We start from the raw sequence: 24,946 nt of genomic DNA on the forward strand, positions 1-24,946 counted from the left end.
AGCGCGCGACGAGTGGGAATAAGCATCGCGCCGATGGTATGGACAACAACGCTCTATCATACCCGTAGCACCTATACCGGTCAAAGCTTTACCAGCGCTGTGAGGTACTCCACCGGCGCTTGCGCGTGGAAGTACGACGACGCCGCACGGGCCCGCCGCCTCACCTTCGTGCGCACGCGCTTTCCGCCGCGCCGCCCCGGCCGCGAGTGCGCTACAAAATAGGAGTGGGCAGGTCCACCACGGGTTCGGCCCGGCCTTCCGTCACCCACAAGCGCACATGCGGCGCGGTAATAGCCAAGACCACCAGCACCGAGATCCCCGCCGGGTACATGGCCGCGGTTGCCCCCGTGGTTGCCAGCAAGAGATAGAGCAGCGCGATACCTGCCTCACAGGCGAGGAAAAACACCCAGGCCACCCGGGAATGGTTTGCTACCCCGAGCAAAAGCAGCAGCATGACCAGGTAGAGCACCACGTCCACCGCGGAGGCGGGCATCATATCGGTGACCAGCGCGGTGCCGAGCAGCACCGTGATCGCCACGGCGGAGAAGAGCAAGGCCCCGGGCGGCACGCGATGTTCAGCAGCATTACGTGCCAACTCAGTGGCTTTTTCTGCCATGACACTTGAGTTACGCCACCCCGCTTTGCCCTCGGAGCCACCGCGCCGCGGCCCCAAACGCTGATCGCCCGTTCGCCGGTGGCCCGCTCGCTGGTGACCCGGAAGTGCAGCCCCTCCCGCGCCGGCACCGCCTTGGCCGCACGTTCCCTGCGCATCCGGTTGGCGTTCCTCCAGCCGCGCGGCCGCCCCGGTGACATCGAGGATGGGCAGATCGCCATCTGTTTGGATCTCATCACCGCCGCCGTTGCGCGAACTATAGGCGTTGAAATACTGCTCGATAACGCTCACGTGGCTTTCGGGATCCGCGTAGCGCACCGTATTGATAATGAAGTCCCGTTCCGCATCGATATTCGGGTCAATTTTATGGGTGAATTGCCCAGTGAAAATAGACAGGCCCACGCTACGATCAAAAGTTCCGGCAGCGAGCCAGGTGATCCGTTCCCCGCCCGGGAGTGTCCAATCCGGCGGGCAGCGCCAGAAACGCACGTGGTGGCGCTGGGCCGCATTTCCGTCCACTTCCTGCTGGTAGGCGAATTCTTGCTTTCGGGAGAATAAATACAGATCAGAGACCGGCGCGGAAGGATAGGAGCGGCGCAGCACCGCGGCCACGATAATACGCCAGGACGTGCGGAAAGTAATGGGTTCGGCTTCGATCCAGCCCGCGGCCCGCATAGCCGCGTGAATATCCGCCTCGCTCCCCTCCCAGCCAATATTGACCGGGTCCCCGAGAATACCGTCAGCAGTTTTGGTGCGCCCGAAGAAATAATCCGGCACGTACATGAGCGAAAACAGCTGATGCAGCCGCGGGAAAGCGAAATACGCCGCGAGCGCCCAAAACACCAGCAGGTGCAGCCACCACAACGGCTGCCCGGGCAACCCGCGCAACAAAAGGAGCACGGCCAACCAGAAACTATAGATAAGAGCGACGACGACGAAGAGCCCTGCCAATACGGCATAGAGGGGGAAACCCCGCCGCAGCGGCTGCCGGGGCAGGCGCGCATAGGCGGGCGGGCGCGAGGGAACCGGCCAGCGCTGGTCAGCGCTGTGCCGCACCGAGCGTACCGGCGTTGATTGCGCAGCTTGGCTTTGTTCCTGAGTCACGTTATCGATTTTACCCGGGGCCTACGACGCTCTCGGTTAGTCCTCCAGCAGCATCCGGATGGCCCGCGAAGCCTCCGCGCGCGCGGCCCATTCACCGGGCTCGGGGTAATTCACGCGTTCCAGGGTGAGCGGATGGGGCGGAGCTACCACCACTTCCCCATCCCGGCTCGCTTCGCGTAGGCGGCGGGCCGGCCAGGCGGCGTCGCGCTGTCCCTCACCCACCCGGAGCAGCGAGCCGACGAGGGTACGCACCATGGAATGGCAAAACGCGTCCGCGACCGCGTGGATGGTCACCAACTCGCCTTCCTCGGCAACGTCCAGCGCCAGGAGCTCCCGAATCGTCGTCGCTCCCGCGCGAGGTTTGCAGTAGGAGAGGAAATCGTGTTCGCCCAGGAGGGAGGCCGCGGCCTCCCGCATCGCATTGAGATCCAGCGGACCGGCCAGCCAGAGGACGTCGCGTCGTCGTAAAGGATCGAAGTGACCCACCGCGATACGGTACGTGTATTCGCGCGAAACCGCCGAAAAACGCGCGTCAAAATCAGGAGAAACCACACGGGTGCTATGCAGCACAATATCGGCACTCCCCCGCGGACCGCTCGCACCGCGAGCCAGCATACCCTGCACCCGGCGCACCAGCACCCGGGTAGGCGCCTCCACGGAGCGCCCCTGCACCGCGGCGAGCACCTCCCGCGGCACATCCATATGGGCGACCTGCCCGCGGGCATGCACCCCCGCATCGGTCCGGCCGGCCACCGTGAGCGTGACCGGTACCCGCAGGACCGTGCCGAGCGCCTCCGAGAGTGTTCCTTCCACGGTACGCAGGCCCGGCTGCGCCGCCCAACCGTGAAATTCGGTACCGTCGTAGGAAAGATCAAGCCGAAGCCGAAGATTTTGCGCTAGCGTGTCACTCATGGATCCAGTTTCCCACGCCGAGCCCATCGCCCGCATACCGGAGAACGAGGAGCCGGCCCTCCCCCGCGGCACCGCACCGCTTTACGCAAGCGCGCCCAGCCCGGAGGATGCCGCCACTACCACCCCGGCAGCCGCGGCCTCCGGCCCGCGCACCTTCGCGGTGGACTGCGGCGGGGGCGGCATCAAAACAGCGCTATTAGACGCGGCCGGCACCCAGATCGGACCCGCTCGCCGTACCCCGGTCCGCTACCCCTTCTCACCCGCAGATCTCGAAAATATCATTGCCGCGGATGCCGCCGCGCTGCGCGCCGAGGGCGCTGATTTCGAGCGACTCACGGTGGGCATGCCCGGAATGTTACGCCACGGCGTTGTGGTGTATACCCCGCATTACATTCGCCGGGCCGGCCCGCATACCCGCCTCGACCCGGACATGGAGGCAGCCTGGAACGGCCTGGATATTCGTACCGCCCTCGCCGCGCGCTTTTCGCGCCCCACTCTGGTTCTCAACGACGCCGAAGTGGCCGCCGCCGCGACCGTGACCGGTCAGGGCCTGGAAGTGGTGCTGACCTTCGGGACCGGTTTGGGAAATGCAATCGTCGATAACGGGGTGCTGGCCCCCCACCTGGAGTTTTCCCACGCGCCGTTGCGGTGGGGACTCACCTACGATGACGTGATCGGTGAAATCGAACGTATCCGCCTGGGCGACGCTGCGTGGAGCCGGCAGGTGGCGCGCGCTATCGAATCGCTCTACCCGGTAATCCGCTGGGACACCCTCTACCTCGGGGGCGGCAACGCGGCACGCATAACCGATACGGTACGCGAACGGCTAAGCAGCTCCGTGGTATTTATTCCCAATGCGGCCGGCATGAGCGGCGGGGTGCGGGCCTGGGATTTAGTGGCCGCCTCCGAACGTGCCCGGGCGGAGGGATAGGCGCGCTTCTTCTCTGGCGTACAGAAAAGGGCTCCGGAAACTCATGTTTCCGAAGCCCTTTTCTCAAGCTTCCCGGACGGCCCGGCCAGTCAAACAGCCGGACCTACCGCAGGCTTTTACTTAGCTTCTTCAGCCTTCTCGGCTTCCGCAGCTTCATCCGCACTGGCGGCCGACTCGGCCGACTCTGCGCTTTCGGCCGATTCAGCGGACTCCGCACTTTCAGCAGATTCAGCCGACTCAGCAGATTCTGCAGCTTCGGCTTCTTCCGCGGCAGCGGCACGCTCGGCGGCCTTTTCCGCTTCCTTGACAACCGCCTGCTTCGGGGAGACCTTCTCGGTCACCAGCGAAATAACGGCCATCGGGGTGTTATCACCGCGGCGGTTGCCCACCTTGGTGATGCGGGTGTAGCCGCCCTCGCGTTCCGCGAACAGCGGGGCGAGTTCCTCGAAGAGGATGTAGGCGGTTTCACGATCGCCGAGCACCTTGAGGGCCAGGCGGCGATTGTGGGTATCACCCTTCTTCGCCTTCGTGATGAGCTTTTCGATATGAGGACGCACCGCGCGAGCCTTCGCTTCGGTGGTCTTAATCGACGTGTGATGAATAAGTTCCTTGCACAGATTGGCAAGAATCTTGCGCTGGTGGGCGGGGCTGCCGCCGAGGCGCGGACCCTTGGTGGGCTTAGGCATTGTCTACTCTCCTAGTAAATTATGTGGCTGCTCAGGCCTGAGAATCGTCGCTGAACTGCATCCCGTAGTCATCGAATCCGCCACCGAGGAAACTCGATCCGGAATCCTTGAGGCTCAGGTCCATCTTCGCCAGTTCATCCTTGACATCATCGATGGACTTCGCCCCGAAGTTGCGAATATCGAGCAGGTCGGCTTCCGAGCGCTGCACCAGTTCCCCAATAGTATGGATACCTTCGCGCTGCAGGCAGTTCTGGGAACGTGCCGGCAGGTTGAGGATGGTGATCGGACGCTGCAGATCCGAGGAGCGCTGCTCGGTGACCGGAGCCGGACCAATTTCGATGCCTTCGGCTTCGTCATTGAGATCCACCGCCAGGCCGAAGAGCTCCACGAGGGTCTTGCCGGCAGAGGCGAGAGCGTCCCGCGGCGTCGTCGATTCCTTGGTTTCCACATCAACCACGAGGCGATCAAAGTCGGTGCGCTGTTCCACGCGGGTGGCTTCCACCTTGTAGGAAACCTTGAGCACCGGCGAGTAGATCGAGTCAATCGGAATGCGGCCGATCTCATCGTTATCGCCCTTGTTGAGAGCCGCGGAAACATACCCGCGCCCGCGTTCAACCGTGAGGTCGATTTCGAGCTTGCCCTTGTCATTGAGGGTGGCGATATGGAGATCCTGGTTGAGGATTTCCACGCCCGCCGGCGGGGTGATATCCGCGGCGGTCACTTCGCCCGGGCCCGTCTTCCGCAGGTACATGAGGACCGGTTCGTCGTTATCCGAGGAGACAACAAGTTCCTTGAGGTTGAGGATGATTTCCGCAACATCTTCCTTCACACCGGGGATGGTGGAGAACTCATGGAGCACCCCATCGATGCGGATCGACGTGACCGCAGCACCGGGGATGGAGGACAGCAGGGTACGGCGCAGGGAATTACCCAGCGTGTACCCGAATCCGGGCTCGAGCGGCTCGAGGACGAACCGGGAGCGGAATTCGGAGATCTTCTCTTCACTCAGAACGGGACGTTGTGCAATGAGCACGATTCTTTCCTTTCCGCAAACAACCGCTATATGAGGTTTGCGTACCCTCGCGAAACTCTGTCTGTCCGCGAGGTGCGGGCACGGCTTTTCCTGTCAAAGCTCGCGCCCTGGGAGGGGTGCCGCAGAGGCCGTGGCCTCTGCGCCGGCGTCGTACCTACAAAGGCGACGCCGCAACGCACCGCGCCGCAACTAGACGCGACGGCGCTTGGGCGGGCGGCACCCGTTGAAGGCCTGCGGAGTCACATCGGAAATGGAGGTGACTTCCAGCCCGGAGGCGGTCAGGGAACGGATCGCGGTTTCGCGCCCGGAACCCGGACCCTTGACGAATACATCAACCTTCTTCATGCCCTGTTCCATGGCCTGACGCGCGGCATTTTCCGCAGCGAGCTGCGCGGCGTAGGGAGTCGACTTACGCGAGCCCTTGAAGCCAACCATCCCGGAGGAGGCGGAAGCAATAACCGCACCGGTGGGGTCGGTGATAGACACGATGGTGTTATTGAAGGTGGACTTAATGTGGGCCTGACCCACGGTGACATTACGACGCTGATTGCGACGCGGACGGCGCGCACCGGCGTTAGCAGAACGAGTCTGACGAGCCATAATCTATTTCTCCTGAACTACGACGAAGCCTACTTGGCCTTCTTCTTACCGGCCACGGTGCGCTTGGGGCCCTTGCGGGTGCGCGCGTTGGTCTTGGTGCGCTGCCCGTGCACGGGCAGGCCGCGACGGTGACGCAGGCCCTGGTACGAACCGATTTCGATCTTGCGGCGAATATCAGCCTGGACTTCGCGGCGCAGGTCGCCTTCAACCTTGTAGTTCTCGTCGATATGGTTCTTGAGCTTCACCAGATCGTCTTCAGTGAGATCGCGCACGCGGGTATCCGGGTTCACCCCGGTAGCGGCGAGGGTCTCGTGGGCGCGGGTGCGTCCAATGCCAAAAATGTAAGTAAGCGCGATCTCAATCCGCTTTTCGCGGGGGAGATCAACGCCGGAGAGACGTGCCAATTTCTTAGCTCCCTTAGTTATGCCGGAGGTGTCGGGCACTGCTGTTCCCACGGGTCTCTATTCCGTGAGCCCCGGCCTCCGGACCGGGGGTTGCCTTGCGGCTAACAGTGCTGGTGCAACGGGGCATTTAGCCCTGACGCTGCTTATGGCGCGGATTCGAGCTGCAGATCACCATGACGCGACCGTGGCGCCGAATGACCTTGCAGTTATCGCAAATGCGCTTAACGCTCGGCTTGACCTTCATGAATAACTTTCCTTGTTGATCACTTGTAGCGGTAGACAATCCGCCCGCGGTTCAGGTCATAGGGCGTGAGCTCTACAACCACCCGATCCTCGGGCAGGATACGAATGTAGTGCTGACGCATTTTGCCGGAAATATGGGCCAGAACTTCGTGCCCGTTTTCCAGCTCGACCTTGAACATCGCGTTGGGCAGCGCTTCAATCACGCTACCTTCAACTTCGATGACGCCGTCTTTCTTCGCCATGTTCCTCGCTAACAGTGTTGCCCACACCGGATTGTGCGGGGCATCAAAATCGGTGCGCAGGCGTGCGCCATACAGGCACACGGCACCGACGTCCAATACTACTGCACGAAGCCGCCCCTATGTAAGGGGCGGCTTCGATGTTATGGATCACGTGTATGCGAGGCGCGGACGCAGTACCGGAACTGCATGCCCGCTGCGAAGCGGTACGACGGCGCAGCCTAGTCTCCGAGAGGAACCGGAACTACTCCGTACTTCGCGAGGCGGGCCGCTCCCCCATCGGGTTCGTTGAGTACCCAAATACCACCGGCGTGCTTAGCGATTTGGCTTTCCCAATGGCAGGCATCCTGGCCGTCGGCGGTTTTCACCGTCCAACCATCGGCCAGGGTGATGTTCTCCTGGGAGCCGGCGGTAAGAATCGGCTCGATACACAGCACCATCCCAGCCTTGAGGCGGGGCCCGCGCCCGCGGGTGCGGTAATTGAAGACCGTGGGATCTTCGTGCATGGCGCGCCCAATCCCGTGCCCGGTGAATTCTTCAACAATACCCGGTTCGGGATCCTGGCTCACTACGAAATCATCAATGGCCGCCCCGATATCGGATACAAATTTCCCGGTCGCCATCGCCGCAATACCCACCCACATGGATTCTTCCGTGATGTCGGAGAGGCGCTGGCGGGCAGCCATCTGCTTCTCATCTCCACCCGGGAGGACTATGGAAAAGCAGGAGTCGCCATTCCAGCCGTTGAGAAGAGCCCCGCAGTCAAAGGAGACCAGGTCCCCCGGCTCCAGGATTTCTTCTTCGCTGGGGATACCGTGCACCACGGTGTTATTCACCGAGATGCAGGTCTGGGCCGGGTAATCGTAATACCCGTAAAAATTCGAGACGGCTCCGTGTGCCTCCAAGACCGCTTTGGCGCGTTGGTCGAGCTGCGCCGTCGACATCCCGGCTGCCACGTGGGCCCGCAGGTCATCGTGAATCGCGCGCACCACCAGCGCCGCCTGGCGCATGCCCAGAATATCCGCCTCGGAACGAAGATTAATCATTGCTGCGCCTACCGGCCCAAGAAATCGCTCAGCGCGCTATCAATAGCGGCAGCAACTTCCTCCACGGTGCCCAGGCCGTTGACGGACACCACGAGCCCGCGGCTGGCGTAGGCATCGATAATCGGCTTGGTGGTGGCGTGATAGACCTCGATGCGGTGGCGGATAACCTCTTCCGTATCATCAGCCCGGCCCTGTTCCTGGGCGCGCCCGAGCAGGCGCTGGACCACCACGTCGTCGTCGGCCTGCAGTTCCACCACGGCGTCCACGTTCTTCTCACCGAGCATGGCGTCGAGGGCGCTCACCTGATCGAGATTGCGCGGATAGCCATCCAGGAGGAAACCGGCAGCTGCATCGGCTTCACCCAGGCGCTCCTCCACCATCTGGTTCGTAACGGAATCGGGAACCAGCTCGCCCTTTTCCGAGTAGGAGGCGGCCAGGCGCCCCAGTTCATCCTGAGCCTTGGCATGCGCGCGGAAAAGATCACCGGTGGAAATGGCCGGGATACCGTAACGCTCCGCAATACCGGCCGCCTGGGTGCCTTTGCCCGCGCCCGGGGGGCCAACCAAAATCAAACGTACTGACATGAGTGGCACCTTTCTGTGTTATCGGTGCGGAGCGCGCCTGCGCCCCGCCGGAAAGAGGGGGCGAGGCCGCGTTAGCGGATACCGCCGAGGAAGCCTTCGTAATGGCGCTGCTGGAGCTGGGCGTTGATGTCCTTGACGGTCTGGAGGCCCACACCCACCAGAATCATGATGGAGGTGCCGCCGAAACCGGACTGCACAATACCGAGCGCGCTGAAGAGCAGCAGCGGGATGAGGGCCACGATGGTGAGGTAGGTGGCGCCCACCCACGTGAGGCGATTAGAGACGAAGTGGAGATAATCCGCAGTGGGCTTACCCGCGCGCACATTCGGAATGAAGCCGCCGTACTTCTTCATATTGTCCGCGACTTCGTCCGTGTCGAAAGCGATCGAGGTGTAGAAGAAGGTGAAGGCGAAAGTGAGAAGCGCGTAGGTGAGGATGTAGGCCCAGCCGTTGTGCTGGAAATTGCGCTGAATCCAGACCACCCAGGAAGAATTCTGATTTCCGAACGTGGAGATCATCGTGGGGAGCATGAGGATTGAGGACGCGAAGATCACCGGGATAACGTTCGCCATATTGATCTTGATAGGCAGGTACGTGGTGGACCCGCCGTAGGTGCGCCGGCCAATAACGCGCTTGGCGTACTGCACAGGGATACGGCGCTGGGACTGCTCCACGAAGGTAACAACCAGGGTGATGAGAGCGAAGACCGCAATGACGATGAGGAGGGTGCCCACCCCGTGCCCGGCGTAGATCTGACCCATCATCGAGGGGAAACCGGCGCAAATACCGGTGAAGATGAGGATGGACATACCATTGCCCACCCCGCGTTCGGTGATGAGTTCCGCCATCCACATGATGAGGCCGGTGCCGGCCGTCATGGCGAGGATGGTCATGGTGTAGGTCCACCAGGTGGCGTTCGGAATCACCGGTTCTTTACAGCCGGCGAACAGCGTGAAGTTCGCGGTTGCTACCACGACCGAGGACTGGAGCAGGCCCAGCCCGATAGTGAGGTAGCGGGTGTATTCCGTCAGCTTCGCGGTACCCGATTGGCCTTGCTTATGCAGTTCCTGGAAACGCGGGATGACCACACGCAGCAGCTGCACAATAATCGAGGCCGTAATATAGGGCATAATTCCCAGGGCGAAAACGGAAAGCTGCATCATCGCGCCGCCTGAGAACAGGTTGAGCATATCGATGAGATCCTGCGCGCCCGATTGCTGCGTGGTGCACTCCCGAATATTGCTCAAGCTCACGAACGGAGCCGGGATGAAGCTACCCAAGCGGTAAATCACCATAATCATCATGGTGAAAAGCAGCTTGCGGCGCAGATCCGGGGTGCGGAAAGCAGCTGCGAAAGCCTTAATCAAGATTCCTCCTGATGGTGACGGATCGCGCGGGGCAGTCCGTTATCGTCGAGAACCGTCGGGTGACGGAAATGGGGACAAGCGTATTTTCGGGGAAAGTACGCACGACGGCGCACTGGCAACGCTGCGTATTTGCCACTGAAAGCAATCTTTCAGCAACGCTGCCCGCGCCCAGAAAAAAGCTCGCCCCCGCCATAATAGCGGGGACGAGCAAATTTCGCACTGTTCATCCACAGAGTGTGGGTGAGTGCTCAGTCAAACGGTGGCCGTGCGGCCAGCGCGTATTACTTGGATTCGACCTGCGGCGCGGAGATAGAACCCCCGGCAGCCTCGATCTTTTCCTTAGCCGAGTTCGACCACGCTTCCACTTCGACGTCGAGCTTGACGGAAATCTCACCGGTTCCGAGAACCTTGACCGGGGAGTTCTTGCGAACCGCACCCTTGGCCACGAGATCCGCCGAGGTTACCTTCCCACCTTCCGGGAAGAGCTCGCCGAGCGCCGAAACGTTAACGACCTGGTATTCAACCCGGAACGGGTTCTTGAAACCACGCAGCTTCGGAAGGCGCATATGCAGCGGCATCTGGCCACCTTCGAAACCGGGACGCACGGTATTACGTGCCCGGGTACCCTTGGTACCGCGGCCGGACGTCTTACCCTTGGATCCTTCACCGCGACCAACGCGAATCTTCGCCTTGTTCGAACCCGGAGCCGGACGCAGGTCGTGCAGCTTAATGATGGAATCCTTTTCCGTTTCCGCCATTAGTCAACCTCCTCCACGGTAACGAGGTGAGCCACGGCGCGAACCATGCCCTTCACCTCGGGGGTATCCTCGCGCACAACGGACTGTCCGATCTTACGCAGCCCGAGCGTGCGCAGGGTGTCCTTCTGGCGCTGGATCGCACCAACAACACCCTTGACCTGGGTGATCTTAAGATTTGCCATTACGCACCAACTCCCGCGGCCGCGGCCTCATTTTCCGCCTTGGCGGCTTCGGCCTCTTCGATCTCGCGTTCCTTGGCTTCCGCTTCGGCGCGCGCCCGCAGCATAGCTTCGGGGACAACACGCTCGATGGGGAGCCCACGCCGGGCAGCAACCGCTTCGGGCTGCTCGAGCTGCTTGAGGGCAGCCACGGTGGCGTGCACGATATTGATCGCGTTCGAGGAACCGAGCGACTTGGAGAGCACATCGTGAATACCCGCGCACTCCATGAGGGCACGCACCGGGCCGCCGGCAATTACGCCGGTACCGGGAGCGGCCGGGCGCAGCAGCACGACGCCGGCGGCGTCTTCGCCCTGCACCACGTGCGGGATAGTCCGCGCGATACGCGGGATGCGGAAGAAGTTCTTCTTCGCTTCCTCGGTACCCTTAGCGATAGCGGCGGGAACTTCGCGGGCCTTGCCGTACCCGACACCCACGAGGCCATTGCCGTCGCCCACCACCACGAGAGCGGTGAAGGACATCCGGCGGCCACCCTTGACCGTCTTCGCAACGCGGTTAATGGTCACCACGCGCTCGATATAAGCGTTCTTTTCTTCACCGCGACGATTGTCACGGCGGTTATCACGACGGTTATCGCGGCGTCCGCGACGACCTTCGTTGCGATTTTCCCGGCCGTTCTGGGCCGGATCCTGCTGCTCTGCAGCCATTTTCCTCTGCCTTTCCTCAGCCGTTAGAAATCGAGTCCAGCTTCGCGCGCACCTTCGGCGACAGCTGCAACGCGACCGTGGTACTGGTTGCCACCGCGGTCGAAGACCACGGCGCTGATCCCAGCGTCCTTGGCGCGCTGACCGACACGTTCGCCGACCTTCCGCGCGATTTCTGTCTTGGTACCCTCCGCTTCGCGCAGGTCAGCTTCGTAGGACGAGGCGGCCGCGAGAGTGCGACCCACGACGTCGTCGATAACCTGGGCGTAAATGTGGCGGTTGGAACGCGAGACCACGAGACGCGGCCGCGCGGCGGTACCGGAAATACGCTTGCGCAACCGGAAGTGGCGGCGCGCACGAGCGATGTACTTGCCCTTGCCCTTGATGGTAACAGCCATCACTTACCAGCCTTTCCAGCCTTGCGACGAATAACTTCGTCAGCGTACTTGACGCCCTTGCCCTTGTAGGGTTCGGGCTTACGAAGCTTGCGAATCTTCGCGGCGGTTTCGCCCACGAGCTGCTTATCGATACCCGAGACCGTGAACTTGGTCGGGGTGGCTACGGTGAAGGTGATACCTTCCGGAGCTTCGAAAAGAATCGTGTGGGAGTAGCCCAGCGAGAATTCAAGATCAGAGCCCTTGGCGACCACGCGGTACCCGGTTCCGACGATTTCCATCGCCTTGCTGTACCCGTTGGTGACGCCCTCGACCATATTCGCAACGAGGGTGCGGGTCAGGCCGTGCAGCGAACGCGATTCGCGCTCGTCATTCGGCCGGGTCACCAGAACCGTATTGTCATCAACATTCACCGCGATCGGCTCGGCTACCGAGAGCTCGAGCTGACCCTTGGGGCCCTTGACAGTGACGTTCTGGCCGGAAACCGACACATCGACGCCGCTGGGGATAGCGATGGGAAGCCTACCAATTCGAGACATTATTGCACCTACTTCCCATTACCAGACGTAAGCGAGGACTTCCCCGCCAACGCCCTTATCCTTGGCCTCACGGTCCGTCATAAGGCCGGAGGAGGTGGACAAAATAGCCACACCCAGGCCGTCGAGAACGCGCGGCAGGTTGGTGGACTTCGCGTAAACGCGCAGGCCCGGCTTCGAGATGCGCCGGACGCCAGCGAGGGCGCGTTCACGGTTAGATCCGTACTTCAACGTGAGGGTGAGGGTCTTGCCCACCTGGGCGCTCTCCACCTCGTAGGAGTCGATGTAGCCTTCGCGCTTCAAGATGTCCGCGATATGGGACTTAATCTTGGAGTACGGCATAGACACCGACTCATGGAACGCCGAATTGGCGTTACGCAGACGCGTCAGCATGTCTGCGATTGGGTCAGTCATTGTCATTTTGGGCTGTGGCCCTTCCTCGTCGCGGTTTCCGATGGACCTGCGACGTAGTCTTTACCAGCTGGACTTCTTAACACCGGGGAGTTCGCCGCGCAGGGCCAACTCACGCAGGCAAATACGGCACAGGCCGAACTTGCGGTAAACGGAATGCGGACGGCCGCACCGGTTGCAACGGGTGTACGCACGAACGGCGAACTTCTGCTTACCGGCGGCCTTTTGCTTCAGAGCGGTCTTTGCCATATTTAGGCCTCCTTGAAGGGGAATCCGAGATGCTTGAGAAGAGCGCGCCCTTCGTCGTCGCTCCCGGCAGAGGTCACCACGGTGATGTCCATACCGCGCACGCGATCAATCTTGTCCTGGTCGATCTCGTGGAACACGGTCTGTTCGGTCAAACCGAAGGTGTAGTTCCCGTTGCCGTCAAACTGCTTGGGCGAAAGGCCGCGGAAGTCGCGGATACGCGGCAGCGCGGTGGAAATCAGCCGGTCAAGGAACTCCCACATGCGGTCGCCGCGGATGGTCACGAAGCACCCGATGGCCTGGCCCTCACGCAGTTTAAACTGCGCGATGGACTTCTTGGCCTTGGTGATCATCGGCTTCTGGCCGGTAATCGCCGTCATATCAGCGACGGCGCCGTCGAGCACCTTGGAATCGCGCGCAGCATCACCCACGCCCATATTCACCACGACCTTGACGATCTTGGGAACCTGGTTAACGTTGACGTACTTAAATTCTTCCTGGAGTTCCGGGATGATGTGTTCCCGGTACTTCACCTTGAGACGGGGGGTATCGCTCACAGTTCGATTTCCTTCCCGCCGCGGCGTCCGATGCGCTCACGGACAATCTTCTTCTTGCCATCGCGCTCAACTTCTACCTCACGGTAGCCCACGCGAATCGGCTTGCCATCGTGAACGAGGGCAACGTTCGAAATGTGAATGGGTGCCTCGACGGTTTCGATACCGCCGGTGGTGCCGCCCCGCGAGGTCTGCCCCACGCGCACGTGCTTCTTCACGCGCTGGACGCCTTCCACGATCACGCGCTCACGCTTGGTGTCAACGGACAGCACGCGACCCTGCATCCCCTTATCGCGCCCGGCGATAACCTGGACGAGATCATCCTTCTTAATCTTCGCCATTAGATCACCTCCGGAGCCAGCGAAATGATGCGCATGAACTTCGCATCGCGAAGCTCACGCCCGACGGGCCCGAAGATACGGGTGCCGCGGGGTTCGCCGTCGTTCTTCAACAGCACGGCTGCGTTTTCGTCGAACTTGATGTAGGACCCGTCCTTGCGGCGCGTTTCCTTAACTGCACGGACGACGACCGCCTTGACGACGTCGCCCTTCTTTACGTTTCCGCCCGGAATAGCATCCTTGACGGTGGCGACGATGGTGTCACCAATTCCGGCGTAGCGCCGGCCGGAGCCGCCGAGCACCCGGATGCACAAAAGTTCCTTGGCACCGGTGTTATCGGCGACGCTAAGCCGCGTCTCCTGCTGGATCATGTGTTTCTATCTCCTATTGTCGTGCCGGTTCTCGGATTCGAGCCTTGCCGAACGAATGGGTTTGCGCGAACTGCGCCGGCCCAAACGCCTTTGGCCCACATGCGAGGGCCGCCTGCGTTCAGGCCGGTCACATTCGCTAAAGCTAGGAAAGCCCTAACTACTTCGCCTTCTCGATGATCGTAACGACCCGGAAGTGCTTGGTCGCGGACAGCGGGCGGGTTTCCATAATGGAGACCAAATCGCCTACGCGAACCTCGTTATTTTCGTCGTGCGCCTTCACTCGCTTGGTGCGGGTAATAACTTTACCGTATAGCGGGTGCTTAACGCGATCTTCAACTTCAACGACAACGGTCTTGTCCATTTTGTCGGAGACCACGTAGCCGCGCAGCGTCTTGCGGTGATTACGTGTTTCAGTGGTTGCGTTCTCGCTCATCTCATCCTCACTTACTGAGCGGCCGGAGCGGTTCGAATGTTCTTCTCCCGCTCGCTCTTAATGGTGTAAATGCGAGCAATCTCGCGACGAACTTCCCGCAGGCGGCCACTGTCCTCCAGGCGGTGAGTCACCGCCGAGAAGCGGAGGTTGAACAGTTCCTTCTTCGACTCGGCAAGCTTCTCGAGAAGCTCCGCGTCGGTCATCGCGTCGAGTTCCGCGGTGGTCAGTCCCTTAGCCATTACTCAACCTCCTCACGGGTGATAAAGCGGGTCTTGATGGGCAGCTTGTGCTGGGCGCGGCTCATGGCCTCGCGGGCGAGAGCCTCGTCAACACCGGCCATTTCGAACATGACACGCCCGGGCTTGATATTGGCAACCCAGGTTTCCACCGGGCCCTTACCCGAACCCATACGCACGCCGAGCGGCTTCTTCGTGAGCGGGCGATCCGGGAAGATGTTAATCCAGATCTTGCCGCCACGCTTGACGTGACGCGTCATGGCGATACGAGCTGCTTCAATTTGACGGTTGGTGATGTAGGCCGGCTCGAGCGCCTGGATGCCGTATTCACCGAAAGCCAGCTGCGTTCCGCCCTTGGCCATACCCTTACGGTGCGGACGGTGCTGCTTGCGCCATTTAGTACGACGAGGAATCAGCATGAGTTATGCCTCCGTTCCGGTTGATTCCGGCGCGGCTACCGGAGCTTCGGCTCCGGTAGCCGGGCTCTGAGCCTGTTCGCTGCGGGCTTCCCCACGCTGGCCACCGCGACCGCGACCGGTGCCGCGACGTCCGCGACGATCCGAACGGCCTCCGCGCCCACCGCGCGGTGCTTCCGCGAGGCTGCGGTAGTACTCAGCGTCGGTAAGATCACCGCGGTAAATCCACACCTTCACGCCAATGCGGCCGAAGGTGGTACGCGCTTCGTAGAAACCGTAGTTGATATTCGCGCGCAGGGTGTGCAGCGGCACGCGCCCTTCACGGTAGAACTCACTACGCGACATTTCCGCGCCACCCAGACGGCCCGAGCACTGCACGCGGATGCCCTTGGCACCGGCGCGCTCGGCGGACTGGATACCCTTGCGCATAGCGCGGCGGAAAGACACGCGCGAGGCGAGCTGTTCCGCGATACCCTGCGCTACGAGCTGGGCGTCAGCTTCCGGGTTCTTCACTTCGAGAATATTGAGCTGGACGGCCTTGCCGGTCAGCTTCTCGAGGTCGGCGCGGAGGCGATCAGCTTCCGCACCGCGCCGGCCGATGACGATGCCGGGGCGAGCGGTGTGGATATCCACAACCACGCGTTCGGCGCGGCGCTCGATATGCACGCTGGAAATACCGGCGCGCTCGAGCGTCTTTTCGATCATGTCACGGATTTTGACATCTTCGAGGACGTAGTCCGAGTAGCGCTGCCCCTTCTTGGTGGAATCAGCGAACCACTTGGAGCGGTGGTCGGTCGTGATGCCGAGACGGAACCCAATAGGGTTGACTTTCTGTCCCACTAGCGGGCCCTCCTCTGGTTCTTGGTCTTGGGCTTCTCGTCGGTAACGATAACGGTGATGTGACTCGTCCGCTTGTTGATGCGGTTCGCCCGGCCCTGAGCACGCGGCTGGATGCGCTTCATCGTCGGGCCTTCGTCGGCGTAAATTTCGCCGATGAAGAGCTCAGACTCATCGAAGCGCTCCCCCGCCTGCTCGGCGGCGTAGCGCGCGTTGGCAATAGCCGACTCCACGATCTTACGAACCGGAGTGGCGGCTGCAAACGGTGCGAACTGCAGTACGTCAATAGCGTCCAGGGCGCGCCGGCCGCGGATGGTGTCCACGACACGACGGGCCTTCATGGGCGACACGCGCACGAAGCGCGCCTGCGCCTTTGCTTCCATAGTTCTGCCTTACTCTCTCGCTCGAGGCCCCGGCTTAGCGCCGGCGGCCCTTTCGGTCGTCCTTGTCGTGCCCGCGGAAGGTGCGGGTCGGGGCGAACTCCCCGAGCTTGTGGCCAACCATGGATTCGGTAATGAATACCGGCACATGCTTGCGTCCATCGTGCACTGCAAAGGTGTGACCCAGGAAATCGGGGGTGATAACCGACCGACGCGACCAGGTCTTGATTACGTTCTTGGTGTTCTTCTCGTTCTGCTCGTCGACCTTCTTGTAGAGGTGCTCGTCGACGAACGGACCCTTCTTCAAACTGCGGGGCATCAGCTAATCCTTCCTCAGCGCTTCTTGCCGGTCTTGCGACGGCGCACGATGAGCTTGTCGCTGGCCTTGTTCGGACGGCGGGTACGGCCTTCCTTCTTGCCCCACGGGCTAACGGGATGGCGCCCACCGGACGTCTTACCTTCACCACCACCGTGCGGGTGGTCCACCGGGTTCATGACAACACCGCGGACGGTCGGGCGAACGCCCTTCCAGCGCATACGGCCGGCCTTGCCCCAGTTGATATTCGCCTGCTCGGCATTGCCGACTTCACCGACAGTGGCGCGGCAACGCACGTCCACGTTACGGATTTCACCGGAAGGCATACGCAGCTGCGCGTACTTGCCTTCGCGGGCAACCAACTGCACGGAAGCACCGGCGCTGCGGGCGATCTTCGCCCCGCCGAGCGGCTTGAGTTCCACATTGTGCACCGTGGTACCGAGAGGGATATTGCGCAGCGGCAGGTTGTTGCCGGGCTTGATATCCGCATTCGGACCGGTTTCGATGAGATCGCCCTGCTTGACGCCGCGAGGAGCAACGATATAACGCTTCTCGCCATCAGCGAAGTGGAGCAGCGCGATACGCGCGGTGCGGTTCGGATCGTATTCGATGTGCGCAACCTTGGCCGGCACGCCGTCCTTATCCCAGCGACGGAAGTCGATGAGACGGTACTGGCGCTTGTGCCCACCGCCCTTGTGGCGGGTGGTGATGCGTCCCTGGTTGTTGCGTCCACCGGTCTTCTTCAGGGGACGAACGAGGGACTTCTCCGGGGTCGAACGAGTGATCTCGGCGAAGTCGGCAACGCTCGCACCGCGACGACCCGGGGTCGTCGGCTTGTACTTACGAATTCCCATGAGTTCTTATTCCTCAGTTCCTCGAATCGCCTATTAGACGATTTCGCCGTAGATGTCGATGGAGCCCTCGCGCAAGGTCACGATGGCCCGCTTGGTATTCTTGCGCCGCCCGATGCCGTTGCGCGTACGCCGGGTCTTGCCCTGGCGGTTCTGCGTGTTGACGGAGGCAACCTTGACGCCAAAAATCGCTTCGACGGCCTGCTTGATTTCGGTCTTGTTCGAACGCGGATCCACGAAGAAGGTGTACTTACCCTGTTCTTCGAGCAGCGCGCTCTTCTCCGACATCACCGGGGCGAGGATGACATCGTGCGGGTTCTTATTCCAGAAGTTACCGTTCTCAGTCATTACTTCTCATCCTTCTTGGTGTTCTTCTCCACGAACGCGCCGAGCGCGGCTTCCGTGAAGATGACGTCGTCAGCAGCAAGAACGTCGTAGCTATTGAGCTGATCAACGTAGAGGACGTGGATCTGCGGCAGATTGCGCACGGAGAGTACCGACGCATCATCTTCACGCTGGACCACAACGAGCGCCTTGCGCCCTTCGTTCATCTTTTCGATGAGCGCACGCGCAGCCTTGGTGGACGGGGTCTCATCCGCAACGAAAGCCGTCACGGCGTGAATACGCTCGTGGCGAGCCCGGTCCGAGAGGGACTGCAACAGCGCTGCCGCAATCATCTTCTTGGGGGTGCGCTGCGAGTAGTCACGCGGCTGCGGGCCGTGGACAACGCCGCCACCGACCCACTGCGGAGCGCGGATCGAACCCTGGCGGGCCCGGCCGGTCCCCTTCTGGCGCCACGGCTTCTTGCCGCCGCCGGATACCTGACCGCGGGTCTTCGTGGCGTGGGTACCCAGGCGAGCCGCAGCTTGCTGCGCGTTGACGACCTGGTGCACCAGCGCCATATTGAAGTCGAGATCAAAGAGCTGAGCCGGGAGGGTGGCCTGCGAGGTCACCTTGCCGGTTTCATCGAGAACGTCAATCTTGAAGTCTGCCATTGTTAGGCTCCCTTCACGGACGTGCGGACCACAACCGAGCCACCCTTTGCACCGGGGATGGCGCCAACCACGAGCAACAGGCCGTTCTCGAGGTCAACGGAGTGGATGGACAGATTCTGCACCGTCACGCGGTCCTGACCCATGCGACCAGCCATGCGCAGACCCTTGAAGACGCGCGAGGGGGTGGCGCAGGCGCCGATGGAACCGGGCTTGCGGTGGTTGCGGTGCGCACCGTGGGAGGCCGAAACACCGGCGAAGCCGTGACGCTTCATAACACCGGCGAAGCCCTTACCGCGGGAGGTACCAATAACGTCAACGGACTGACCCGCTTCGAAGATATCCGCGGTCAGTTCCTGCCCGAGCGTGTATTCGCTGGCATCGGGAGTGCGGATTTCCGCCAGCTTCTTGCGCGGCGTGACACCGGCCTTATCGAAGTGGCCCTGGAGCGGCTTGGTGACGTTCTTCGTCTTTTCGTCGCCCGAGGCGAGCTGCACGGCGGAATAGCCGTCGACCTCGGGGGTGCGAACCTGGGTCACCACATTGGTGCCCACGCGCACAACAGTAATGGGAAGGAGGCGCCCGTCCTCATCCCAGAGCTGGGTCATCCCCAGCTTCGTGCCCAGCAAAGCCTTCACGGGCTTGCTGGCAACAGCTTGCTTGGAGTTCATTGCGTATTACCTCAGAGCTTGATTTCCACGTTGACGTCAGCCGGAAGATCGAGACGGCGCAGGCTGTCAATCGTCTTCAGGGTGGGATCCACGATGTCAATAAGGCGCTTGTGTGTGCGCATCTCAAAGTGATCGCGGGAGTCCTTGTACTTGTGGGGCGAGCGGATAACGCAAAAAACGTTTTTTTCCGTCGGCAGCGGGACGGGTCCCACCACGGTCGCGCCGGTACGCGCAACTTCATCGACGAGCTTCTTGGCCGCGCTATCAATGACCTCGTGGTCATATGACTTCAGCCGAATGCGGATCTTCTGTCCCGCCATGGCGCGTCTACCTCTCTTTAGCTTCGGTGCCCGGTACCCGCACTCGGGCGTGTCGTACCGGAGGTAAATCTAGTAGCCATGCCCTATGTGAGGTTACGGAGAACCCTTTATACGATAATCGGCGTTGGGTAACCGATTAAGTTCCTTCGCTCGTAATCCGAGCAACTTGTTAAGTATGCCAAAAGCTTCGGCTTACTTTCAAGACTCTCACGGCGAACGTGCGCCGTTTCTCATTTCCAGCGAGCCCAAAGGCCAGCCGGCACGGGTAAAAATTTTACCGAAAGGCCGCAGCTCACGCAAGAAACGCACGTCGTGAGGCGCTTCACGTCATAAGTACGACGACGCCGCCTCTCGATCTCTCGGCCCCACGGGCCGCCAATGGCACCATTTCCCCCACCCTTGCCCCGGGATGCGCCACCACTTAGCATGGCGTTAAGTGATCTACATCGCGTAGCGACGCGGGTGTCGCGGGCGAGTGATCATCCACCATACCGAGGAGGCAGATGAAGATGTCCTATCGATCAACAAATCCCTACACCGGCGAAGTGCTCGCCGAATTCCCCTATGCCACCGATGAAGAAGTGGATAAAGCGCTTGAGCTCGCCCACGAAACATTCCAGACGTGGAGCCGCACCTCTCTTGCCGAACGCGCCGCTATTCTGCGCCGGGCCGCCGATATCGCGGAAGATCGCGCGAGCGAACTGGGGGCGCTGGCCACCCTGGAAATGGGCAAACTCATTGGGGAAGCCACCGGGGAAGCGGGTAACACCGTGCCGACCATGCTGCGCTGGCTCGCTGATGAAGCGGAAAATATTTTAGCTCCGCGCCCGGTCAGCTCCACCGCCGCGCCTTTCGAAGGCTATATTGCCTATCGCCCCGAGGGCGTCGTCGTCGAAATTGAACCGTGGAACTTCCCCTACTACCAGGCCATTCGCGGCTTCGCTCCCGCAATGCTCTGCGGAAATACGGTTATTCTCAAGCACGCGTCAATTTTGCCGCAATGTGCCGCGGCTATCGTTCACGTACTCTACGATGCCGGACTACCCCGCGGTGTGTGGCAAAATCTCTACGCCACCCACGCGCAAGTGGAGCGGCTCATCAGCGATGATCGGGTGCGTATCGTCACGCTCACCGGTTCGGAAGCCGCGGGGGCAAAAATCGCACAGCTCGCTTCCCGGCACCTGAAGAAATCCGTTATGGAACTGGGCGGTTCTGATCCCTTTATTATTTTGGACGACGCCGATATTGAGGCCACCATCCAGCTGGCGATTATGGGACGGTGCTTCAACGCTGGGCAGGTCTGCGCCTCCCCCAAGCGCATGATCGTTCCCGATGCTCTCTATGACAGGTTCGTGGCCGGGCTCAAAGAGAGCACCGCGCAGCTGCGACCCGGGGATCCAGCTGCCGAAGATACCACCGTGCCGCCCATGTCCTCCCGCGAGCAAGCCGCCACGGTCAATGATCAGATCCGGCGGGCTATCGAGGGCGGGGCGAGCGCCACTCCCCTGGGCCATATTGTTCCCGAGGGAGATACCTGGGTGCAGCCGACGCTTCTGGAAAACGTGGAGCGGGATAATCCCATTTTCTACGAGGAAATTTTCGGGCCGGTCTGGAGTGTTTACCGGGTATCCTCGGAAGAAGAAGCAATCCGACTGGCTAATGATTCGTGCTACGGGCTGGGCGGAACGGTTCATTCGGTGAACGTGGCGCACGCTGCGCGCGTTGCCGCTCGGGTAGATACCGGCACCGTTGCCATTAACTCCCCGGTTCCCGCTGTTCCCGCCGGCATGCCATTCGGCGGTGTCAAGCGCTCCGGCTTCGGGCGCGAGATGGGCTACGAAGGGGTACGCGAATTCGCCAATATCCAGTCGATTCTTCTCCCGGAGGGAATCTCCGCGGCGGAGTTTCTCTCCTCGCTTTCAGGAAAGGAGTCATAGTGAAAGCAGCAGTAGTAAATTCTGTGGGTGGCGGGTTCACCATCGAAGATATCGAGATTGCCGAACCCATCGGCCGCGAGGTCCTTTTCGACGTCAAGGCCTCCGGCCTATGCCGCTCGGATCTCACGCTCTCCACCACCAATTTCGGGTTCCCCTTCCCGCAGGTACTCGGGCACGAAGCCGCCGGTATCGTTACCGCCGTCGGCCCGGACGTGAAGGAAATTAAGGTCGGAGACCACGTGGTTGCCTCCCTTATCCAATACTGCGGGCACTGCCGGGCCTGCCGGGAATCGCGTATGTACGAATGCGAATTCCCGGAGGAAACGCTGCGCGGCCCAGATGAAGCCCCGCGGCTGAGCCGCAACGGCGAACCGATTTTCCAGACCTACGGTATCGCCGGCTTTGCTGAACAAGCGCTCGTACACGAACACCAAGTGGCGAAAATTGACCCCGAGATGCCGTTCCCGCAGGCCTGTGTGATCGGCTGCGCGGTTATTACCGGCGCGGGCGCCGCTCTTAACACCGCGCAGGTGCGCCCCGGCGACACCGTGGCCGTGGTGGGCTTGGGCGGGGTGGGCCTGAGCATCGTCAACGGCGCCCGCATTGCCGGGGCCGGGCGGATTATCGGGGTGGATACCAACCCGGAGAAGGAAGAATTCGGGAAGAGATTTGGGATGACCCATTTCGTCAACGCGGGTGATCCGAACGCTATCGAGCAGATTTTCGCGGCTACTGATGGGCGCGGGGTCGATAAGTCCTTCGAGGCACTCGGCATCGTACCCACGATGGAAACGGCCATCGCGGCAACCCGGCAGGGTGGGGACGTGTACGTGGCGGGGGTCTTTAAGCCCGAGATGGAGTGGACGATCAATCCGCTCAACGAATTCTTCGTGCACCGGCGCCATATCCACGCGGTGTACATGGGGAATACCGATATCAAGACGGATATTCCCCAGTACGTAGAGTTCTACCAACAGGGCCGCCTCCACCTCGATGACCTTGTTGCCACCGAGATTAGCCTCGATGATATCGATGCGACCTATCAGGCGATGGCCGAGCACCACGCCGGCATTGGCCGCGTCGTCATCACGTCCTTCTAACTGCGCTTTAGCTGTGCTCTAACTGCGCTCTAGCTGCGCTGCCGGCCTCGACTGCGCCACCAGATGTGGCCAGGAACTCATCAGCGCACTGGCTAAAGTAAGGCCGCGAGTTCAACCAGGGGGAACTCCCCCACATCCACGGTGAAAGCGCCGGCGCTGCGGGCCGCGGCTAATCCGGGCCCGGAATCCTCGAAAGCGAGGCAGTTCTCAATAGCAACGCCCAGGCGCTCAGCACCCAGGAGGTAGGGAGCGGGATTCGGTTTACCGGGGACATCATCGTCCCCGGTAACCGCCGCTTCCAACCGGCTGCCCGGACCGGCGAGGAAGATCTCCACGGGGCGGCCCGGGGTGGCCGTCACAAGAGCCTGCGGGATACCCGCCGCGGAAAAAGCATCGAGAAGCGCCCCCGCACCGTCAATAAGCTGGGCATCTGCCATGTGATCGGCCATGGCGCGCAGCACCTCGGCAAACATCTTCCAGGGATCCACCTCTCCCCCGCCGCGGCGCACCGCATCCATCATGCGCCGTCCGTGCGCGATGGTATCTGCCCCGCGGATAGCCACGATATCTTCATCCGTCCAGATTCCGCCGTGGGCACGCACCACATTCCCCGATACCCGGGCCCATTCTTCTTCCGAATCCACCAGGGTGCCGTCCATATCCCAGAGCACCGCGACCGGCGCCGCCGGGACCGCGCCTACCGCGATTGCGTTTTCCGCCCCAGCCCCGCCGCCCGCCGTATTAGCGAGAAACCCGATTTTTCTATACACATCCTCGAGAGCCATAGCGCCACTCTGCCAAGTTCTGCGGCGTCGTGCAAATACAAAGGGACCCTAGCGCAATGCTAGGGTCCCTTCCCGCCTCGCGGCGGACGTTTTGCTCAGTTACCCGGTGGCCGGGTAGCTTCGCGCCGATGCATCAAGTTACTTGATGATCTTGGTGACGCGCCCTGAACCAACGGTGTGGCCGCCCTCGCGAATAGCGAAGCCGAGGCCTTCTTCCATGGCGATGGGCTGGATGAGCTCAACCGACATCTCGGTGTTGTCGCCGGGCATGACCATCTCGGTGCCTTCGGGCAGCGTGATGACGCCGGTGACGTCCGTGGTGCGGAAGTAGAACTGCGGGCGGTAGTTGGAGAAGAACGGGTTGTGACGGCCGCCTTCTTCCTTCTTCAGCACGTAGACCTGAGCTTCGAACTGGGTGTGCGGGGTGATGGTGCCGGGCTTGGCCACAACCTGGCCGCGCTCAACATCTTCACGCTTGGTGCCGCGGAGCAGCAGACCGCAGTTTTCGCCAGCTTCGGCGTAATCCATCTGCTTGTGGAACATTTCGATACCGGTAACGGTGGTCTTCTGGGTATCGCGGATACCGAGAATTTCCACTTCCTCGTTGAGGTTGAGGATACCGCGCTCCACACGACCGGTGACCACGGTGCCACGGCCGGTAATGGTGAAGACGTCCTCAATTGGCATGAGGAACGGCTTGTCGGTGTCACGCACCGGATCCTCGAAGTAGTTGTCCACCTGATCCATGAGCTCTTCGATGGAAGCAACCCACTTCGGATCGCCTTCCAGCGCCTTGAGAGCGGAGATCTTCACGACCGGGAGGTCATCGCCCGGGTAATCCTGGGAGGAGAGAAGTTCGCGAACTTCCATTTCCACCAGTTCGAGCAGCTCTTCGTCGTCAACCATATCGGACTTGTTGAGAGCAACGATGATCTGGGGCACGCCCACCTGACGGGCGAGCAGCACGTGCTCACGGGTCTGGGCCATCGGGCCGTCGGTCGCCGCAACCACGAGGATCGCGCCGTCCATCTGGGCCGCACCGGTAATCATGTTCTTGATGTAGTCCGCGTGGCCGGGGGCGTCAACGTGTGCGTAGTGACGCTTCTCGGTCTGGTATTCCACGTGGGACACGTTGATGGTAATACCGCGCTGGCGCTCTTCGGGAGCGTTGTCAACCTGATCGAACGGGGTGTACTCGTTCAGATCCGGGTACTTATCCGACAGAACCTTGGTGATCGCAGCGGTCGTGGTCGTCTTTCCGTGATCGACGTGACCGATGGTGCCAATGTTCATATGCGGCTTGGACTTATCGTACTTGGCCTTCGCCACTGGGCCCTCCTGGGACTCTAGAAATTACTTACAGCTATGTGGATGATGCTCGCGCATAATCCGGTCTGTTCCGAACAGTTACCTATTGT

The 24,946-nt window shown here is 61.3% G+C and carries 37 protein-coding genes; 3 read left to right on the forward strand and 34 right to left on the reverse strand.

Translation table 11 applies throughout. The features are described from left to right. Positions 1-211 precede the first annotated feature (211 nt). Complete coding sequence (locus ACTFPK_RS02130; RefSeq protein WP_274733323.1) at positions 212-1,717, reverse strand: LssY C-terminal domain-containing protein; 1,506 nt, start codon at positions 1,715-1,717, stop codon at positions 212-214. A gap of 36 nt (positions 1,718-1,753) precedes the next feature. Beyond that, on the reverse strand, positions 1,754-2,629 hold the full coding sequence (gene truA / locus ACTFPK_RS02135) for a tRNA pseudouridine(38-40) synthase TruA (RefSeq protein ID WP_274733325.1): 876 nt from the start codon (positions 2,627-2,629) through the stop codon (positions 1,754-1,756). Between truA and ACTFPK_RS02140 the strand changes: the two genes are divergently transcribed. Beyond that, complete coding sequence (locus ACTFPK_RS02140; RefSeq protein ID WP_274733327.1) at positions 2,628-3,560, forward strand: ROK family protein; 933 nt, start codon at positions 2,628-2,630, stop codon at positions 3,558-3,560. The two genes, truA and ACTFPK_RS02140, sit on opposite strands and share 2 nt — an antisense overlap. 116 nt (positions 3,561-3,676) lie before the next feature. Here the strand turns inward: ACTFPK_RS02140 and rplQ are convergent, their stop codons facing one another. The 30 genes from rplQ to rpsJ form a co-directional block, all read right to left on the reverse strand. Continuing rightward, positions 3,677-4,246: a 50S ribosomal protein L17 gene (gene rplQ, locus ACTFPK_RS02145; protein ID WP_126134698.1), complete on the reverse strand. Its 570-nt coding sequence runs from the start codon at positions 4,244-4,246 to the stop codon at positions 3,677-3,679. 31 nt (positions 4,247-4,277) lie between these two features. Continuing rightward, positions 4,278-5,279 (reverse strand): DNA-directed RNA polymerase subunit alpha, encoded by a 1,002-nt coding sequence (locus ACTFPK_RS02150; RefSeq protein WP_016443076.1) that lies wholly within the window; start codon positions 5,277-5,279, stop codon positions 4,278-4,280. Between the two features lie 189 nt (positions 5,280-5,468). Further along, positions 5,469-5,879, reverse strand: a complete 411-nt coding sequence (gene rpsK / locus ACTFPK_RS02155; protein ID WP_016443077.1) for a 30S ribosomal protein S11 — start codon at positions 5,877-5,879, stop codon at positions 5,469-5,471. Between the two features lie 29 nt (positions 5,880-5,908). Further along, the gene (gene rpsM, locus ACTFPK_RS02160; RefSeq protein ID WP_026428270.1) at positions 5,909-6,283 is read right to left on the reverse strand and encodes a 30S ribosomal protein S13; all 375 of its coding nucleotides are present in this window, start codon (positions 6,281-6,283) and stop codon (positions 5,909-5,911) included. A 127-nt stretch (positions 6,284-6,410) separates the two neighbouring features. Next, a complete protein-coding gene (gene rpmJ, locus ACTFPK_RS02165; protein WP_016443079.1) occupies positions 6,411-6,527 on the reverse strand; it encodes a 50S ribosomal protein L36 in 117 nt (38 codons plus the stop codon). Between the two features lie 19 nt (positions 6,528-6,546). After that, entirely contained in the window at positions 6,547-6,768 is a 222-nt protein-coding gene (infA, locus tag ACTFPK_RS02170; RefSeq protein ID WP_016443080.1) for a translation initiation factor IF-1, read from the reverse strand. A 218-nt stretch (positions 6,769-6,986) separates the two neighbouring features. Continuing rightward, complete coding sequence (gene map / locus ACTFPK_RS02175) at positions 6,987-7,811, reverse strand: type I methionyl aminopeptidase (protein ID WP_126134697.1); 825 nt, start codon at positions 7,809-7,811, stop codon at positions 6,987-6,989. Positions 7,812-7,819: 8 nt separating this feature from the next. After that, on the reverse strand, positions 7,820-8,395 hold the full coding sequence (locus ACTFPK_RS02180) for an adenylate kinase (RefSeq protein ID WP_126134696.1): 576 nt from the start codon (positions 8,393-8,395) through the stop codon (positions 7,820-7,822). A 71-nt stretch (positions 8,396-8,466) separates the two neighbouring features. Continuing rightward, a complete protein-coding gene (secY, locus tag ACTFPK_RS02185; RefSeq protein WP_274733332.1) occupies positions 8,467-9,762 on the reverse strand; it encodes a preprotein translocase subunit SecY in 1,296 nt (431 codons plus the stop codon). A gap of 281 nt (positions 9,763-10,043) precedes the next feature. Next, positions 10,044-10,520 (reverse strand): 50S ribosomal protein L15, encoded by a 477-nt coding sequence (gene rplO / locus ACTFPK_RS02190; protein WP_126134694.1) that lies wholly within the window; start codon positions 10,518-10,520, stop codon positions 10,044-10,046. Then, positions 10,520-10,702, reverse strand: coding sequence for a 50S ribosomal protein L30 (gene rpmD, locus ACTFPK_RS02195; protein ID WP_026428275.1), 183 nt, complete (start codon positions 10,700-10,702; stop codon positions 10,520-10,522). The genes rplO and rpmD overlap by 1 nt, the downstream gene beginning before the upstream one ends. Further along, complete coding sequence (gene rpsE, locus ACTFPK_RS02200; protein ID WP_126134693.1) at positions 10,702-11,406, reverse strand: 30S ribosomal protein S5; 705 nt, start codon at positions 11,404-11,406, stop codon at positions 10,702-10,704. The genes rpmD and rpsE overlap by 1 nt, the downstream gene beginning before the upstream one ends. A gap of 23 nt (positions 11,407-11,429) precedes the next feature. Next, complete coding sequence (gene rplR / locus ACTFPK_RS02205; protein ID WP_016443087.1) at positions 11,430-11,801, reverse strand: 50S ribosomal protein L18; 372 nt, start codon at positions 11,799-11,801, stop codon at positions 11,430-11,432. Further along, positions 11,801-12,337, reverse strand: coding sequence for a 50S ribosomal protein L6 (gene rplF / locus ACTFPK_RS02210; protein WP_126134692.1), 537 nt, complete (start codon positions 12,335-12,337; stop codon positions 11,801-11,803). Before rplF ends, rplR begins: the two co-directional genes overlap by 1 nt. Positions 12,338-12,355: 18 nt before the next feature. Then, positions 12,356-12,754 (reverse strand): 30S ribosomal protein S8, encoded by a 399-nt coding sequence (gene rpsH / locus ACTFPK_RS02215; RefSeq protein ID WP_026428278.1) that lies wholly within the window; start codon positions 12,752-12,754, stop codon positions 12,356-12,358. A gap of 54 nt (positions 12,755-12,808) precedes the next feature. Further along, entirely contained in the window at positions 12,809-12,994 is a 186-nt protein-coding gene (locus tag ACTFPK_RS02220; protein WP_016443090.1) for a type Z 30S ribosomal protein S14, read from the reverse strand. Between the two features lie 2 nt (positions 12,995-12,996). Continuing rightward, on the reverse strand, positions 12,997-13,548 hold the full coding sequence (gene rplE / locus ACTFPK_RS02225) for a 50S ribosomal protein L5 (protein ID WP_016443091.1): 552 nt from the start codon (positions 13,546-13,548) through the stop codon (positions 12,997-12,999). Beyond that, a complete protein-coding gene (gene rplX, locus ACTFPK_RS02230) occupies positions 13,545-13,886 on the reverse strand; it encodes a 50S ribosomal protein L24 (RefSeq protein WP_274733334.1) in 342 nt (113 codons plus the stop codon). The genes rplE and rplX overlap by 4 nt, the downstream gene beginning before the upstream one ends. After that, a complete protein-coding gene (rplN, locus tag ACTFPK_RS02235) occupies positions 13,886-14,254 on the reverse strand; it encodes a 50S ribosomal protein L14 (RefSeq protein WP_016443093.1) in 369 nt (122 codons plus the stop codon). The genes rplX and rplN overlap by 1 nt, the downstream gene beginning before the upstream one ends. 157 nt (positions 14,255-14,411) lie before the next feature. Then, complete coding sequence (gene rpsQ / locus ACTFPK_RS02240) at positions 14,412-14,687, reverse strand: 30S ribosomal protein S17 (protein WP_126134691.1); 276 nt, start codon at positions 14,685-14,687, stop codon at positions 14,412-14,414. Between the two features lie 11 nt (positions 14,688-14,698). Next, positions 14,699-14,926 (reverse strand): 50S ribosomal protein L29, encoded by a 228-nt coding sequence (gene rpmC / locus ACTFPK_RS02245; RefSeq protein WP_016443095.1) that lies wholly within the window; start codon positions 14,924-14,926, stop codon positions 14,699-14,701. Beyond that, positions 14,926-15,342, reverse strand: coding sequence for a 50S ribosomal protein L16 (gene rplP, locus ACTFPK_RS02250; protein WP_016443096.1), 417 nt, complete (start codon positions 15,340-15,342; stop codon positions 14,926-14,928). The genes rpmC and rplP overlap by 1 nt, the downstream gene beginning before the upstream one ends. 3 nt (positions 15,343-15,345) lie before the next feature. Continuing rightward, entirely contained in the window at positions 15,346-16,179 is an 834-nt protein-coding gene (rpsC, locus tag ACTFPK_RS02255; protein ID WP_274736036.1) for a 30S ribosomal protein S3, read from the reverse strand. Further along, the gene (gene rplV, locus ACTFPK_RS02260; protein ID WP_016443098.1) at positions 16,179-16,559 is read right to left on the reverse strand and encodes a 50S ribosomal protein L22; all 381 of its coding nucleotides are present in this window, start codon (positions 16,557-16,559) and stop codon (positions 16,179-16,181) included. Before rplV ends, rpsC begins: the two co-directional genes overlap by 1 nt. Before the next feature lie 34 nt (positions 16,560-16,593). Continuing rightward, positions 16,594-16,875, reverse strand: a complete 282-nt coding sequence (gene rpsS / locus ACTFPK_RS02265; protein ID WP_026428282.1) for a 30S ribosomal protein S19 — start codon at positions 16,873-16,875, stop codon at positions 16,594-16,596. Between the two features lie 14 nt (positions 16,876-16,889). Then, complete coding sequence (gene rplB / locus ACTFPK_RS02270) at positions 16,890-17,726, reverse strand: 50S ribosomal protein L2 (protein ID WP_016443100.1); 837 nt, start codon at positions 17,724-17,726, stop codon at positions 16,890-16,892. Positions 17,727-17,759: 33 nt separating this feature from the next. Beyond that, positions 17,760-18,071, reverse strand: a complete 312-nt coding sequence (gene rplW, locus ACTFPK_RS02275) for a 50S ribosomal protein L23 (protein ID WP_016443101.1) — start codon at positions 18,069-18,071, stop codon at positions 17,760-17,762. Beyond that, positions 18,071-18,718, reverse strand: a complete 648-nt coding sequence (gene rplD / locus ACTFPK_RS02280; RefSeq protein WP_016443102.1) for a 50S ribosomal protein L4 — start codon at positions 18,716-18,718, stop codon at positions 18,071-18,073. Before rplD ends, rplW begins: the two co-directional genes overlap by 1 nt. 2 nt (positions 18,719-18,720) lie before the next feature. Further along, the gene (gene rplC, locus ACTFPK_RS02285) at positions 18,721-19,386 is read right to left on the reverse strand and encodes a 50S ribosomal protein L3 (RefSeq protein WP_126134689.1); all 666 of its coding nucleotides are present in this window, start codon (positions 19,384-19,386) and stop codon (positions 18,721-18,723) included. Between the two features lie 11 nt (positions 19,387-19,397). Next, the gene (rpsJ, locus tag ACTFPK_RS02290; protein ID WP_016443104.1) at positions 19,398-19,706 is read right to left on the reverse strand and encodes a 30S ribosomal protein S10; all 309 of its coding nucleotides are present in this window, start codon (positions 19,704-19,706) and stop codon (positions 19,398-19,400) included. Positions 19,707-20,209: 503 nt separating this feature from the next. On the opposite strand from rpsJ, the gene ACTFPK_RS02295 reads away from it, so the two are divergent. Both ACTFPK_RS02295 and ACTFPK_RS02300 read left to right on the forward strand, forming a co-directional pair. Further along, positions 20,210-21,643 (forward strand): aldehyde dehydrogenase family protein, encoded by a 1,434-nt coding sequence (locus tag ACTFPK_RS02295; RefSeq protein WP_274736033.1) that lies wholly within the window; start codon positions 20,210-20,212, stop codon positions 21,641-21,643. Further along, positions 21,643-22,743, forward strand: coding sequence for a zinc-binding dehydrogenase (locus ACTFPK_RS02300; RefSeq protein WP_274733338.1), 1,101 nt, complete (start codon positions 21,643-21,645; stop codon positions 22,741-22,743). The genes ACTFPK_RS02295 and ACTFPK_RS02300 overlap by 1 nt, the downstream gene beginning before the upstream one ends. Positions 22,744-22,835: 92 nt before the next feature. Here the strand turns inward: ACTFPK_RS02300 and ACTFPK_RS02305 are convergent, their stop codons facing one another. After that, positions 22,836-23,528, reverse strand: a complete 693-nt coding sequence (locus ACTFPK_RS02305; protein ID WP_439910974.1) for an HAD family hydrolase — start codon at positions 23,526-23,528, stop codon at positions 22,836-22,838. A 138-nt stretch (positions 23,529-23,666) separates the two neighbouring features. Continuing rightward, positions 23,667-24,857, reverse strand: a complete 1,191-nt coding sequence (gene tuf / locus ACTFPK_RS02310; protein WP_026428288.1) for an elongation factor Tu — start codon at positions 24,855-24,857, stop codon at positions 23,667-23,669. Positions 24,858-24,946 lie beyond the last annotated feature (89 nt).

Origin of the sequence: Actinotignum sp. UMB0459 (assembly GCF_051905915.1) — a bacterium.
Classification (GTDB): Bacteria; Actinomycetota; Actinomycetes; order Actinomycetales; family Actinomycetaceae; genus Actinotignum; species Actinotignum sanguinis.